We start from the raw sequence: 12,411 nt of genomic DNA on the forward strand, positions 1-12,411 counted from the left end.
TCTCGCACCCTTAAGCAGGATGTCTTGCCTGCCCCCGCGCACCGGAGGCGGGGGCAGTTCTACCGCAATTGCGAAGAGGCGTCCATGGTCGAGATATGCCTTGGCCAAATTCCGCCGCGGATCGACCAGACCCGCGCTATTCCTTGCCTTCGGTGATTCCCAGCAGCTTCAATTTTCGGTGCAGCGCCGATCGCTCCATGCCGATGAAAGTGGCCGTGCGCGAGATATTGCCGGAAAAGCGGCGGATCTGGATGCGCAGATATTCGCGCTCGAAACTCTCGCGTGCCTCGCGCAGCGGGGCGCCCATGATGGCGGACTGGCCGATCCCCTCCCCGCCGCCGCCGCTGGTCAGTTCAGGCGGCAGCATGTCCAGCTCGATCCGGCCGATCCGGTCGCCCGGCGCCAGGATCATCGTGCGTTCGATGACATTACGCAGTTGCCGGACATTGCCGGGCCATTCATTGGCCTGGAGCGCGGCCATCGCGTCGCTGGCGATTTCCGGCGGCGGTACGCGTCGGTCAGCGGCGAAGCGGGCGAGATAATGTTCGACCAGCGGCGGAATGTCGTCGCGGCGCTCGGACAAGGGCGGGATGGCGAGCGGGACGACGTTGAGGCGATAGAAGAGATCCTCGCGGAAACGCCGTTCCTCGATTTCCGTCGCCAGGTTGAGCGCGGTCGAGGAAATCACCCGCACATCAACTTTGACCTGCCGCTGGCCGCCGACGCGGGTGAAGCTCTGGTCAGTCAGCACGCGCAGGATCTTGCCCTGCGTCGTCAGCGGCATGTCGGCGATTTCGTCGAGATAGAGGGTGCCGCCATGCGACTGCTCCAGGAAGCCGGGGCGCACCAGGCCGCTGGGGTCTTCCAGGCCGAACAGTTCCTCCTCCACCCGATCGGGGTCCATCCGCGCGGCGGCGACAATGATGAAGGGCGAATCCGCGCGGCCGCTCCAGCTGTGGAGCATCCGCGCGGCGACTTCCTTGCCAACGCCGGCGGGGCCGGAGATCAACACGCGACTGCCGGTTCCGGCGACCTTCTTGATCGTGGCGCGAACGCTGTTGATCGCCGCGGACGTGCCGGTCAGCTCGTCATCCTGGCCGAAACGCGCCCGCAGCACCTGGTTCTCCCGCCGCAGCCGCTCCGTCTCCGTTGCGCGGGCGACAAGATGGAGCAGCCGGTCGGCCTCGAACGGCTTTTCGATGAAATCGGCCGCGCCCTTGCGGATGGCGGCGACGGCTGTATCGATATTGCCGTGCCCCGAAATCATCAGCACCGGTATGCTAGGGTCGCGACGCTTGATCTCGTCCAGCAATTCCAGCCCGTCCATCCGCGATCCCTGGAGCCAGACGTCGAGCAGCACGAGCGAAGGGCGGCGCGAATCCAGCGCATCGATCGCGCTGTCGCTGTTGGCGGCGGTGCGGGTGGTGAAGCCTTCGTCTTCCAGGACGCCCGCGACCAGATCGCGAATATCCTCTTCATCGTCCACAATCAGAATATCAAGCGCCATTGGCCGTCACTTTTCCTTTGGGCAGGGTTATCACCTGCCCTTCTTCCAGTTTTTCCAGCGCGCCGGCGGCGAACCGCAGGGTCACGCACGCGCCGCCACCTTCGGCATCGTCGAAGCGGATCTCTCCCAGATGCTCCTCGACAATCTTCTTGACGATCGCCAGGCCAAGACCCGTCCCCTTGGACCGCGTCGTCATATAGGGTTCCAATATTCGTTCGCGTTCGGGCGGCAGGCCGATGCCGTCGTCCCGCACGCTGATCAACAGGTCGTCTCCGTCCCGCATGAGCCGCATCCGGACATGGCCACGCGGCCCTCCTTCGTCCGGAACCGTTTTTGGTTCAATGGCTTCCACTGCATTCTTGACAATATTCGTCAGCGCCTGGCCCAGCTGGCGCCGATCGCAGACCAGGTCCATTTCCTCGGCATCCGCCGAATATTCGAAACGGATGTCGGGGTGCGCCACCTCGTGCAGGAACAGCGCATGACGGGCGATGTCGCCGATCGCCTCGCGCCGGAACACCGGCTTGGGCATCCGCGCGAAGGACGAAAATTCGTCGACGATCCGACGCAGATCGCCCACCTGCCGCACGATCGTGCCGGTCAGGCGGGTGAAGGTCGCCTTGTCGCTCGTGATTTCATCGGCATAACGGCGCTGGAGCCGCTCGGCGGCGAGCTGGATCGGCGTCAGCGGATTCTTGATCTCATGGGCGATGCGGCGCGCAACGTCGGACCATGCGGCGCGGCGCTGGTCGGACAGCTGCTGGGTGATGTCGTCGAAGGTCAGGATATGGCGCGACGCGTCCTGCGCGAGCTTGACGGCCAGCGTGCGCAGATCACCATGGGCGCGCACCTGGACGATGCCAGCCGCTTCCTCGGATTCGACGAACTCCGCCAGTTCGGGCGACACGTCCGCCAGCGGGCGACCGACCGGATCATCCCCCTCCTCGACCAGGATCGCGGCGGCGGAGCTGTTGAGCAGCAGGATCACGCCCTGGAGATCGACCGACAGCACCCCTGCGCTGACGCCCGACAAGATCGCCTCGATGAAGGCGCGGCGTTCATCCAGCTGGCTGTTGGCCGCGACCAGGGCGCCGGTCTGGGCCTCCAGCCGCTGGGTCATGCGATTGAAGGCGGCCGCCAGTGTGCCGATCTCGTCCCGGCTCTGCGGACTGGTGACGCGCGCCGACAGGTCGCCGGCGGTGATGCGCCGCGCCGCCGTCACCAGTTCGTTGACCGGGCGCACCATCCAGTCGGCGACCGCGAGCGCGATGTAGACCGCAATTCCCACCAGCAGCAGCGAACCGACGAACAGGGCGATGTTGAACCGCAACTGGAGCGCGCGTGACTGAGCCGAGAAGATGTCATAATCGGCCAGCACCTTCTGCGCCTGCGTCACATTGCTGAACGAAGAGGTGCCGGCATTGCGGGTGGCGTAGAGATAGATTTTGGAATTGGGATAGAGCAGCGTCACCGCCTCGACCTGGTTGGGGCGGGCCTGGACCACGATATCCTCGCCGGCCGCCAGTCGCTTCACCGCTTCGGGCGAGAGCATTTCCGACGCGGGACGATTTTCCGGATCGACGGTCGCCGCAGTGCGGGCGATGCCGTCCTTGCCGACCTCGATGATCGCGGACCGGTTCAGCTTGCGGGTGACGACCTGGTAGATATAGCCTTCGGCGAAGCGCGGGCTGGAGACTTCCGACTGGTTGAGATAGTCACGCAGGTCACCCGCCATGGTCAGCGTTTCGTCCCGCACTTCGCGCAAATTCTGCTCATAATAGCCGCGCGCCAGGTCACTGGCATTCTGCAACATGCCGCGCGCGCTGTCCGAGAACCAGAATTGCACGCCATATTGAAACAACAGCGAGGCGAAGATCACGACCAGCAGCATCGGCACGCTGGCCACGATCGAAAAGATCGCGACCAGGCGAACGTGCAACTGCCCGTCGCTGCCGATCGCCGACTGGGCCGCACGACGCTTGGCCACGCGTCGCCCGAGAAGAACCAGCAGGGCGATCGCCGGCACCAGATTCGCCACCAGCAGCAACGCCACGATCGGCGGTGTCAGCAATGTGTAGGATTCGCGACTGCCCGACAGGAGATGATAGGTCAGACCTGCCATTCCGAGGAAAAGCGCCAAGGTGACGCCCTCCACCAGCGGCGCCAGGCGGCCCTTGCGCAGGAAGGGCGGCAAGTGCCTCCGCCATGCGGAGGCCCGCCTGCGAAGGGTAGTCGCGCCGGTCATAGTGGCTTTGTTACAACAAGCCCGTGCCCGTTCAAACACAGTATTTGGGACAAGCCATGTCGCTGGTCGATGCAGGTCGTCATTTCGTCCCGATTTGCCACCGAAATCCCGTCAATCCCCCAGCCGCAGCTGGAGCGGGTCCAGGCCATGGTCGGTCAACTTCTTGCGCAACGTATTGCGGTTGATCCCCAGCAGCGCCGCCGCGCGGATCTGGTTGCCATCGACACTGGAGAGAACCTCCTCCAGCAGGACCGGCTCGATCACCGCCAGCAGATCGTCATACAGGCTACGTTGGGGCTGGCCAATGCCCACGCCCAGTTGCCGCTTCGCCCAGTCGCGCACGGCATTAACCAGCAGGTCGGCGGGTGCGGCATAGTCTGCCGGCACGGCGTCGATCGGCAGCATGTTCCGCAGCATCTCGCCGGTAATGACGTTTTCGCGGGTGAGCACCGACAGGCGCTGCATCATGTTCTGCAACTCGCGCACATTACCCGGCCAGTGCCAGGCCATCAGCAATTGCGCCGCATCGTCCGAGAGCGTCTTGCGCGGCAGCCCCTCCTGCGCCGCACGCTCCAGGAAATGGCGCGCCAACAGGATCACGTCCTCGCGCCGCTCGCGCAGCGCCGGCAGCGCGATGGGCACGACATTCAGGCGATAATAAAGATCCTGCCGGAAGCGGCCATCCTCGATGAGCAGCGGCAGATCCTTGTTTGTGGCGGCGATGATGCGGACATTGACCCGCACCGGCTTCGACCCGCCGACCGTCGTGACCTCGCCCGACTGGAGCACGCGCAACAAGCGAGTCTGCGCCTCCATCGGCATATCGCCGATCTCGTCCAGGAACAGCGTGCCCCCCTGCGCCTGTTCGAACTTTCCGGCGGTCCGGGCGTGCGCGCCGGTGAACGCTCCTTTCTCATAACCAAATAGTTCTGCTTCGATCAGCTCGCGCGGAATGGCCGCCATGTTGATCGCCACGAATGGCTTGGTGCGGCGCTGGCCCAGGCTGTGAATCGCTTCGGCCACCAGTTCCTTGCCCGTCCCCGATTCGCCCAGCACCAGGATGGACAGATCGTTGGACAATACGCGGGCGATCGTCCGATACACTTCCTGCATCGCCGGCGAACGGCCGACCAGCGGCAGGCCGTCATGGGGCAGGCCGCCCTCTCCGTCCGCTTCCTCCGCGCTGTGCCGCATCCCCAGCGCATCGGCGACTGCGCGGGTCAGTTCGTTGAGATCGAAGGGTTTGGGCAGATATTCAAACGCGCCCTTCTCGGTCGCGCGGATCGCGGTGTTCAGCGTATTCTGCGCCGACAGGATGATCACACTCAGTTCCGGCCTGTTCGCCAGAATCTCGGCCACGCCGTCCAGCCCGTCGCCATCGGGCAGCATGACATCGGTAATCAGAACATCAGGCGCGAAACTGTCCATCAGCGCGGACCGCTCGCGGATGGAGGCTGCGGTCTTGACCTTGTGCCCCTGCCGCCGCAGCGCCTCGCCCACCACCACGCAGATGGCGGGATCGTCGTCCACGACCAGGATCGTGCCCGTCACGGCCATCATGCCATCCCCATGGGCAGGAGGATGCGAAAGGTCGATTCGCCCGCCTCGGCGTCACGCGAATATTGAACGAAGCCGCTCATGTCGCGCACCAATTTGTCGACCAGCGCCAGCCCCAGCCCCTGCCCGTCGCGCTTGCCGGTGATGAACGGATTGAACAGATGGTCCAGGATATGCTCCGGCACACCCGGTCCATTGTCGATCACGACGATTTCGATCGGCAGGACGGCGCTGCCCTTGCCGCCGCCGACCACGACCGACACGCCATGGCGGAAGGCAGTCTCGACCCGGATGCGCGGCTTGGCGACATGCTCCAGCGCTTCGGCCGCGTTCTTGAGCAGGTTGATCATCACCTGCACCAGCGCATCCTCATTGATATTGGCGAATGGCAATGATGGATCATAATGCTTTATGATTCTTATATTTCTTGCAAATCCTGCGGCCGCGATCCCGGCCGCGCGATCGATCAGCGGATAGATGTTGCCGGGCCGGCATTCCAATGTCCGGTCGGTGGTGAAATCCTGCATCCGGTCGATCAAAGCGGCGATCCGGTCCACTTCGTTGCAGATGAGCTGCGTCAGCGCCGCATCCCGTCCGCCATGGCTGGATTCGAGCAGTTGGGCCGCGCCACGAATGCCCGACAGCGGGTTCTTGATCTCATGCGCCAGGATCGCCGCGGCGCCCATGGCGGACCGGGCCCCGCCCGACGAGCCGCGATGGCCGATCTTGCGCGCCTGGCTCTGGGCATGGAGGGACACCACGCGCCAGCCGTCATGATCGACGATCGGCGCGATCATCAGGTCGACCTCCATTTCCGCGGTGCGGCCGGCATGGACCTTGATGTCATAGGCCGCAATCGGCTTGTTGTTATGCCAGATGTCGAAGCGGGCGCCCGCTTCCGCGATCCGGATGGTGCGCGCCACATCGCTGCCGATGATCGCAGAGCGTGCCATGTTGAGCAGGGTTTCAGCGCGGACATTGGCGTCCGCGATGCTGTTGTCGGGTTTCACCACCAGCGTCGCCACGGGCAGCGCGGTCATCTGTTCGGCCAGTGAGGGTCCGTCCTGCTGCACGCGAAGCGGCGGGACTGACGTCATCGCCCCGTTCATGCAGCCCTGCGCAGCTCCGCGGGGTGGAGGCCGGTGGCGATCAGCGGCTCATAGAAGCGGGCGAGCATGTCAAGCACGGTCTTCGCGTCCGGTTCCTGGTTGACGCTGTGGCGAAACTCGGCCGATCCGGGCAGCCCCTTGGTGTACCAGCCGATATGCTTGCGGGCCATGTTGACGCCGGTATAGCTATCATAATGGTCGAGCATTGCATGATAATGCCCGATGATCGCCTGATATTGTTCCGCCAGCGTCGGATCGGGGATGCACGTGCCGTCGGTCAGCCAAGCCATGACCTGGCCGATCAGCCACGGGCGGCCATAAGCCCCCCGCCCGATCATGACGCCATCCGCGCCGCTCTGCTCCAGCGCCGTGTCGGCATCTTCGATGGAGCAGATGTCGCCATTGACGATCACCGGCAGCTTGACCGCATCCTTGACCGAGCGGACGAACGCCCAGTCGGCGCTGCCCTTGTACATCTGGCACCGGGTGCGGCCGTGGACGGTGATGAGCTGCGCGCCCAGATCCTCGGCGATATGGGCGAGTTCGGGGGCGTTGAGGCTCGAATGATCCCAGCCCATCCGCATCTTGACGGTGACGGGAACGTCGACTGCCTCGACCGTTGCCTTGATGAGCGCGGCGGCCAGCGGCAAGTCGCGCATCAGCGCGCTACCGGCATCGCCATTGACGACCTTCTTGACCGGGCAGCCCATGTTGATGTCGATGATCGCCGCACCGCGATCGGCGTTGAGCTTGGCCGCCTCCGCCATTTCGGTCGGCGAACATCCCGCCAGCTGCATCGACACCGGTTCCTCCAGCGGATGCCAGGCGGCCTTCTGCAACGACTGGCGCGTCTCGCGGATCATCGCTGCGGATGCGATCATCTCAGTGACGTTGAGGCCCGATCCGTAGCGTCGGACCAGCGTGCGGAAGGGCATGTCGGTGACGCCGGTCATCGGCGCCAGCACGACCGGCATGTCGATCGTTACCGGACCGATGGCGATGGGAGAAAGCCTGTGCATGATCTACTTTGGGAAAACTGCCTAAAAAACAGGCAGCCTTTAGCGGAAATCGCGTCCGGCGGCAAGGCGCGGACAAGACGGGCCCATGGCGCCGCCCCTTTCAGTCCGCCGCGCGACCCGCTATGCGCCGCGCATGACAGCAAGCAGAAAGATTGTCGCCCTGATCGTCGCCGCAGGCCAGGGGAACCGGGCGGGCGGCGATGCCCCGAAGCAATTCCGAATCGTCGCGGGCAAGGCCGTCCTCGCCCACGCCCATGACGCGCTGGCGGCGCATGGCCGGATTGACGCCATCCATGTCGTCCTGGGCGAAGGGCAGGCGGAGACGGCGCGCGCCCTTCTGGGCGATCGTGCGGCCGCCTTCGTCACTGGGGCGAACAGCCGGCGCGGCTCGGTCCGCGCGGGGCTGGAGGCAATCGCGGCGGCGGGCGGCGCGGACATCGTGCTGATCCACGACGCGGCCCGCCCCTTCCTGCCCGGTGCTGCCATCGACCGGCTGCTCGCGGCGCTCGACCGCGACGAAGGCGCAATCCCGGTCCTGCCCGTCGCCGATACGCTGGTGCGGGGTGTCGATGGCGTGATGGGCCAGGGCGTGGATCGTGCCGGACTGCACAGGGTGCAGACCCCCCAGGCATTCCGTTTCGAGTCCATCCTCGCCGCCCATCGCGCCTGGGACGATGCGCGGGAAGCCACCGACGATGCACAGATATTACGAGCGTGGGGCCGTGACGTCATGATGGTGCCAGGCGATGAAAGGCTGGAGAAATTGACCTATCCGCAGGATTTCGCGCGCGCCGAAGCCCGATTGGCGATGGCGTGCACCACGCGCGTCGGCATGGGGTATGACGTCCATCGGCTGGCCCCTGACGAGGAATTGTGGCTGGGCGGCATATTGGTCCCGCACGATCGCGGCCTGGCCGGGCACAGCGATGCCGACGTGGCCCTCCATGCCATTGTCGACGCCCTGCTCGGCGCGCTGGCGGAGGGAGACATCGGCAGCCACTTCCCGCCATCCGATCCGCAATGGCGCGGCGCTTCGTCCGATCGCTTCCTCGCCTATGCGCGCGACCGGGTGACGGCGCGGGATGGACGGATCGAGCATGTTGATCTGACGATCATCTGCGAAGCACCCAAGATCGGCCCGCATCGCGACGCCATGCGCGCGCGGATCGCGGAGATACTGGCGGTGCCGGTCGACCGGGTCAGCGTCAAGGCGACGACGACCGAGCGGCTGGGCTTTGCCGGCCGGCGCGAAGGCATCGCCGCGCAGGCTGTTGCCACCCTGTCCCTCCCCGCGCTATCCTGATCCCATGCCCGATACCGTCCTACCGACCCAATTGGTCGAACTCGCCGAAAAGGTCATCATCGCCAATCGTCGCGCCGGGCGCACGATCGCCGTCGCGGAAAGCTGCACCGGCGGGCTGGTGTCGGCGGCGCTCACCGAAATCGCCGGCTCGTCCGAGGTGTTCGAAGCCGGTTTCATCACTTATTCCAATGATATGAAGGCAGAACTTCTGAAAGTTTCGCATGATGTGCTGGACACGTTCGGCGCGGTGTCCATCGCCACCGCCTGGGCGATGGCGCAGGGCGCCCTGACCAAGAGCCATGCCCATGTCGCGGTCGCCATCACCGGGATCGCCGGACCGGGCGGCGGCAGCGAGCAGAAGCCGGTCGGCACGGTCGTCTTCGCCCGCGCCGAACGCGGCGCCAGCCCGGACAAGGTCGTGGCCGACATGCGCCACTTCGCGGACAATGGCCGGGGCGGTGTCCGCCTTCAGGCGGCGCTGTGCGCGCTGGAACTGCTGTTGCCCGAAGGGGCATAAAGCTCGGCCGCCCGCGTCTCGAATGCGCCGATCATCTTGCGCAACGCCTTGTCGAAGAACTGCCCGGCGAGCATCTCGAACAGGCGGTTCTTGAACTCGAACTCCACTTCGAAATCGACCAGCACGCCGCCTTGCCCGTCGTCCCGAAACCGCCATTCATTGTGCAGATGCTTCAATGGTCCGTCGAGATAATCGACCCGGACATGATCGGGACGATGCTTGTGGACGCGGGAGGTGAAGCTTTCCTTCACCCCCTTGAAGCCGACGATCATGTCGGCGACCATTTCCGTGTCGCTGTCGGCGCGCACCCGGATCGCGCTCACCCAGGGCAGGAATTGCGGGTAGGCCGCGACGTCCGATACCAGATCGAACATCTGCCTGGGGGTATAGGGAAGCTGGCGCGTCTCTTGATGCTTGGGCATTGACGGATCAGGCCTTCGCCGCCGCCTTGGCCAGCTTCGCGTCGCGCGCAGCCTTCATCTCGGCGAAATCCTGCCCGGCATGATAGCTGGAGCGGGTCAGGGGGCTGGACGCCACCTGCAGGAAGCCCTTGGCCCGCGCGATCGCCGCATAGGCGTTGAAGGCGGCCGGCGTCACGAATTCCATCACCTTGGCGTGCTTGGGCGTGGGCTGGAGATATTGGCCCATCGTCAGGAAGTCGATGTCGGCCGATCGCATGTCGTCCATCACCTGGTGCACCTCCAGCCGTTCCTCGCCCAGGCCCAGCATGATGCCCGACTTGGTGAAGATCGACGGATCGAGCTTCTTCACCGACTCCAGCAGGCGCAGCGATGCATAATAGCGGGCGCCGGGACGGATGGTGGGATAGAGGCGCGGCACCGTTTCGAGATTGTGGTTGTACACGTCGGGCCGGGCGGCGACGATCATCTCGACGGCGCGCTCATGCTTGTTGCGGAAGTCCGGGGTCAGGATCTCGATCGTTGTGTCCGGGGTCGTCCGGCGCAGCGCCTCGATCACCTTGACGAACTGCGCGGCGCCGCCGTCGGGCAGGTCGTCACGGTCGACCGAGGTGATGACGATATGCTCCAGCCCCATTTCTGCACAGGCGTCGGCCAGATTCTGCGGTTCGTTGACATCGACCTTGCGGGGCATCCCGGTCTTGACATTGCAGAAGGCGCAGGCGCGGGTGCAGACATCGCCCAGGATCATCACCGTGGCGTGCTTCTTGGTCCAGCATTCGCCGATATTGGGGCAGGCCGCCTCCTCGCAGACCGTGTTCAGCCCCTTGTCGCGCATCAGCTTGCGCGTCTCATGATAGGCGGGGCTGGTCGGAGCCTTGACGCGAATCCAGTCGGGCTTGCGGGCGCGTTCCGGCTTGGCGATGCCGGGAATGGGGGCGATGTCGGTCATGCGCCCCAGATAGCGATGCGCGGCCGCTCTTGCCAGCCCCCTATTTGTGCGGCACATCACGCGGCCATGACCGACTTTGCCGACATGCTCCAGGGCTATCACCGCTTCCGCGACACCGGCTGGAGCCAGCAGCGAGAGCGATGGGACGAACTGAACGAGGGGCAAAGCCCGAAGGTGATGGTGATCGCCTGTTCCGACAGCCGGGTCGATCCCGCGCAGATTTTCGACACCAGTCCCGGCCAGATTTTCGTCGTGCGCAATGTCGCCGCGCTGGTGCCGCCCTTCGAGACCAATCCGGGCCATCATGGCGTGTCGGCGGCGCTGGAATTTGCCGTGCAAGTGCTCAAGGTCGGCGAGATCGTCGTGATGGGCCATGGCAAATGCGGCGGTTGCAAGGCGGCGCTCAGCCATGACCTGAAGGATGCGCCTCCGGGCGAAGGCGGCTTCATCCACAACTGGATCGAATTGCTGGATGGCGCGCGCGAGACGGTGGTGGGCCGCTATGGCGAGCAGCGCGACCGCGACGTGGAGCGCGCGATGGAACTGGAGGCGGTCAAGGTCAGCCTCGCCAACCTGCGCACCTTTCCCTGCGTCCGGTCGAAGGAACGCAAGGGCGAACTGAAACTGGTCGGCAGCTTCTTCGCCATTTCGGACGGGCAACTGCACGTCCTGGATGAGGAAAGCGGCGCCTTCTCGCCTGCCTGAAGGGGTCAGCACCGATGGCGACACCGCTGGAAGGCCGGGGCAATATCGCCCTCCTGATCGATGCGGACAACGCGTCGGCGGCGCATTTCGACTCGGTCATGACCGTGCTGGCGGAGCTTGGCACCGTCAACATCCGCCGTGCCTATGGCAATTGGAGCAAGGCGACGCTGAAGGCCTGGGCGGCGCTGTCCATCACTCAGGCGATTGAGCCGCAGCAGCAGTTCGACCTCACCAGGGGCAAGAACGCCACCGACATGAAGATGACCATCGATGCGATGGACCTGCTGGCCAGCGGGCGCGTCGACGGTTTCGGCCTCATGTCCAGCGACAGCGACTTCACCCCGCTCGTCACGCGCCTGCGCCAGAACGGCATTCCCGTCTATGGCTTCGGCAATGCCAATACGCCGGAGGGCTTCCGCCGCGCCTGCACCCGTTTCATCGACGTCGCCGCGCTGGAGGCGGCCGAGGTGCCGGTGGCGAAGCCGGCCGCGAAGCGCACGGCCAAGGCCGCGCCTGCCAAGGCCGTGGCGGCCGAAACCGAAGACAGCAAGGCCAAGCCCGTCGATCCCGAGGTGGTGAAACTGCTCATCGACGCCTATGACGCAGTGAAGCGCGACGAAAAGGGCTTCGCCGCGCTGGGCAGCGTCGGCCAGCTGGCCGGCAACCGGTCCAGCTTCGACGCGCGCAACTATGGCTATAAACGCCTGTCGGATCTGGTCCGCGCCATCCCCAATTTCATCGTCGAGGTGCGCGAGGGCGGACAGACCTGGATCAAGCGGCTGCACTGATGCCGCTTGTCGCCCGCCGCCTGATGATCCACGGCCGGGTCCAGGGCGTCTGGTACCGCGCCTGGACGGTCGAGACGGCGCGCGGGCTGGGGCTGGTGGGCTGGGTCCGCAATCGAATCGACGGCTGCGTCGAGGCGCTGGTTCAGGGCGAGGCGGACCGGATCGACCGCTTCATCGCCCTGGCGCAGGATGGTCCGCCCGCAGCGCAGGTCGCGCGGATCGATGCCACGGATGCGCCGGTCGAACCGTTCCATGCGTTTGACAAGCGGGCGACGACCTGAACCTGACCG

12 protein-coding genes are annotated in these 12,411 nt (G+C 65.2%); 5 read left to right on the plus strand and 7 right to left on the minus strand.

Translation table 11 applies throughout. The features are described from left to right. Positions 1-136: 136 nt before the first annotated feature. The 5 genes from ntrX to dusB all read right to left on the minus strand — a co-directional run bounded on the left by ntrX (position 137) and on the right by dusB (position 7,437). The gene (gene ntrX / locus K3M67_RS07100; RefSeq protein ID WP_066859420.1) at positions 137-1,507 is read right to left on the minus strand and encodes a nitrogen assimilation response regulator NtrX; all 1,371 of its coding nucleotides are present in this window, start codon (positions 1,505-1,507) and stop codon (positions 137-139) included. Further along, complete coding sequence (locus tag K3M67_RS07105) at positions 1,497-3,752, minus strand: sensor histidine kinase (protein ID WP_066859419.1); 2,256 nt, start codon at positions 3,750-3,752, stop codon at positions 1,497-1,499. The genes ntrX and K3M67_RS07105 overlap by 11 nt, the downstream gene beginning before the upstream one ends. A gap of 111 nt (positions 3,753-3,863) precedes the next feature. Beyond that, complete coding sequence (ntrC, locus tag K3M67_RS07110; RefSeq protein ID WP_066859418.1) at positions 3,864-5,309, minus strand: nitrogen regulation protein NR(I); 1,446 nt, start codon at positions 5,307-5,309, stop codon at positions 3,864-3,866. After that, on the minus strand, positions 5,309-6,418 hold the full coding sequence (locus tag K3M67_RS07115) for a two-component system sensor histidine kinase NtrB (protein WP_066859417.1): 1,110 nt from the start codon (positions 6,416-6,418) through the stop codon (positions 5,309-5,311). Before K3M67_RS07115 ends, ntrC begins: the two co-directional genes overlap by 1 nt. Then, positions 6,415-7,437: a tRNA dihydrouridine synthase DusB gene (gene dusB / locus K3M67_RS07120; RefSeq protein WP_285832769.1), complete on the minus strand. Its 1,023-nt coding sequence runs from the start codon at positions 7,435-7,437 to the stop codon at positions 6,415-6,417. The genes K3M67_RS07115 and dusB overlap by 4 nt, the downstream gene beginning before the upstream one ends. Positions 7,438-7,570: 133 nt before the next feature. Here dusB and K3M67_RS07125 point away from each other — a divergent pair, with 133 nt between their 5' ends. Together K3M67_RS07125 and K3M67_RS07130 are read left to right on the plus strand one after the other, a co-directional pair. Then, on the plus strand, positions 7,571-8,740 hold the full coding sequence (locus tag K3M67_RS07125) for a bifunctional 2-C-methyl-D-erythritol 4-phosphate cytidylyltransferase/2-C-methyl-D-erythritol 2,4-cyclodiphosphate synthase (protein ID WP_285832770.1): 1,170 nt from the start codon (positions 7,571-7,573) through the stop codon (positions 8,738-8,740). Positions 8,741-8,744: 4 nt separating this feature from the next. Then, positions 8,745-9,257, plus strand: coding sequence for a CinA family protein (locus K3M67_RS07130; protein ID WP_285832771.1), 513 nt, complete (start codon positions 8,745-8,747; stop codon positions 9,255-9,257). Here K3M67_RS07130 and K3M67_RS07135 read toward each other — a convergent pair. Both K3M67_RS07135 and lipA read right to left on the minus strand, forming a co-directional pair. Next, positions 9,209-9,679: a type II toxin-antitoxin system RatA family toxin gene (locus K3M67_RS07135; RefSeq protein ID WP_066859414.1), complete on the minus strand. Its 471-nt coding sequence runs from the start codon at positions 9,677-9,679 to the stop codon at positions 9,209-9,211. The two genes, K3M67_RS07130 and K3M67_RS07135, sit on opposite strands and share 49 nt — an antisense overlap. A gap of 7 nt (positions 9,680-9,686) precedes the next feature. Then, entirely contained in the window at positions 9,687-10,685 is a 999-nt protein-coding gene (lipA, locus tag K3M67_RS07140) for a lipoyl synthase (RefSeq protein WP_066859413.1), read from the minus strand. A 9-nt stretch (positions 10,686-10,694) separates the two neighbouring features. Between lipA and K3M67_RS07145 the strand changes: the two genes are divergently transcribed. From K3M67_RS07145 to K3M67_RS07155, 3 genes are read left to right on the plus strand one after another with little or no spacing between them, the layout of a single operon-like run. Then, on the plus strand, positions 10,695-11,333 hold the full coding sequence (locus K3M67_RS07145) for a carbonic anhydrase (protein WP_066859412.1): 639 nt from the start codon (positions 10,695-10,697) through the stop codon (positions 11,331-11,333). Positions 11,334-11,347: 14 nt separating this feature from the next. Further along, positions 11,348-12,121, plus strand: coding sequence for an NYN domain-containing protein (locus K3M67_RS07150; RefSeq protein WP_066859411.1), 774 nt, complete (start codon positions 11,348-11,350; stop codon positions 12,119-12,121). Then, the gene (locus K3M67_RS07155) at positions 12,121-12,402 is read left to right on the plus strand and encodes an acylphosphatase (protein WP_066859410.1); all 282 of its coding nucleotides are present in this window, start codon (positions 12,121-12,123) and stop codon (positions 12,400-12,402) included. The genes K3M67_RS07150 and K3M67_RS07155 overlap by 1 nt, the downstream gene beginning before the upstream one ends. Positions 12,403-12,411: the final 9 nt, after the last annotated feature.

This window comes from Sphingobium sp. V4 (genome assembly GCF_029590555.1).
Lineage (GTDB): Bacteria > Pseudomonadota > Alphaproteobacteria > Sphingomonadales > Sphingomonadaceae > Sphingobium.

Coding starts and splice junctions, on each gene's coding strand:
- ntrX (WP_066859420.1), bottom strand. CDS start 1,507: ATGGCGCTTGATATTCTGATTGTGGACGATGAAGAGGATATTCGCGAT.
- K3M67_RS07105 (WP_066859419.1), bottom strand. CDS start 3,752: ATGACCGGCGCGACTACCCTTCGCAGGCGGGCCTCCGCATGGCGGAGG.
- ntrC (WP_066859418.1), bottom strand. CDS start 5,309: ATGGCCGTGACGGGCACGATCCTGGTCGTGGACGACGATCCCGCCATC.
- K3M67_RS07115 (WP_066859417.1), bottom strand. CDS start 6,418: ATGAACGGGGCGATGACGTCAGTCCCGCCGCTTCGCGTGCAGCAGGAC.
- dusB (WP_285832769.1), bottom strand. CDS start 7,437: ATGCACAGGCTTTCTCCCATCGCCATCGGTCCGGTAACGATCGACATG.
- K3M67_RS07125 (WP_285832770.1), top strand. CDS start 7,571: ATGACAGCAAGCAGAAAGATTGTCGCCCTGATCGTCGCCGCAGGCCAG.
- K3M67_RS07130 (WP_285832771.1), top strand. CDS start 8,745: ATGCCCGATACCGTCCTACCGACCCAATTGGTCGAACTCGCCGAAAAG.
- K3M67_RS07135 (WP_066859414.1), bottom strand. CDS start 9,679: ATGCCCAAGCATCAAGAGACGCGCCAGCTTCCCTATACCCCCAGGCAG.
- lipA (WP_066859413.1), bottom strand. CDS start 10,685: ATGTGCCGCACAAATAGGGGGCTGGCAAGAGCGGCCGCGCATCGCTAT.
- K3M67_RS07145 (WP_066859412.1), top strand. CDS start 10,695: ATGACCGACTTTGCCGACATGCTCCAGGGCTATCACCGCTTCCGCGAC.
- K3M67_RS07150 (WP_066859411.1), top strand. CDS start 11,348: ATGGCGACACCGCTGGAAGGCCGGGGCAATATCGCCCTCCTGATCGAT.
- K3M67_RS07155 (WP_066859410.1), top strand. CDS start 12,121: ATGCCGCTTGTCGCCCGCCGCCTGATGATCCACGGCCGGGTCCAGGGC.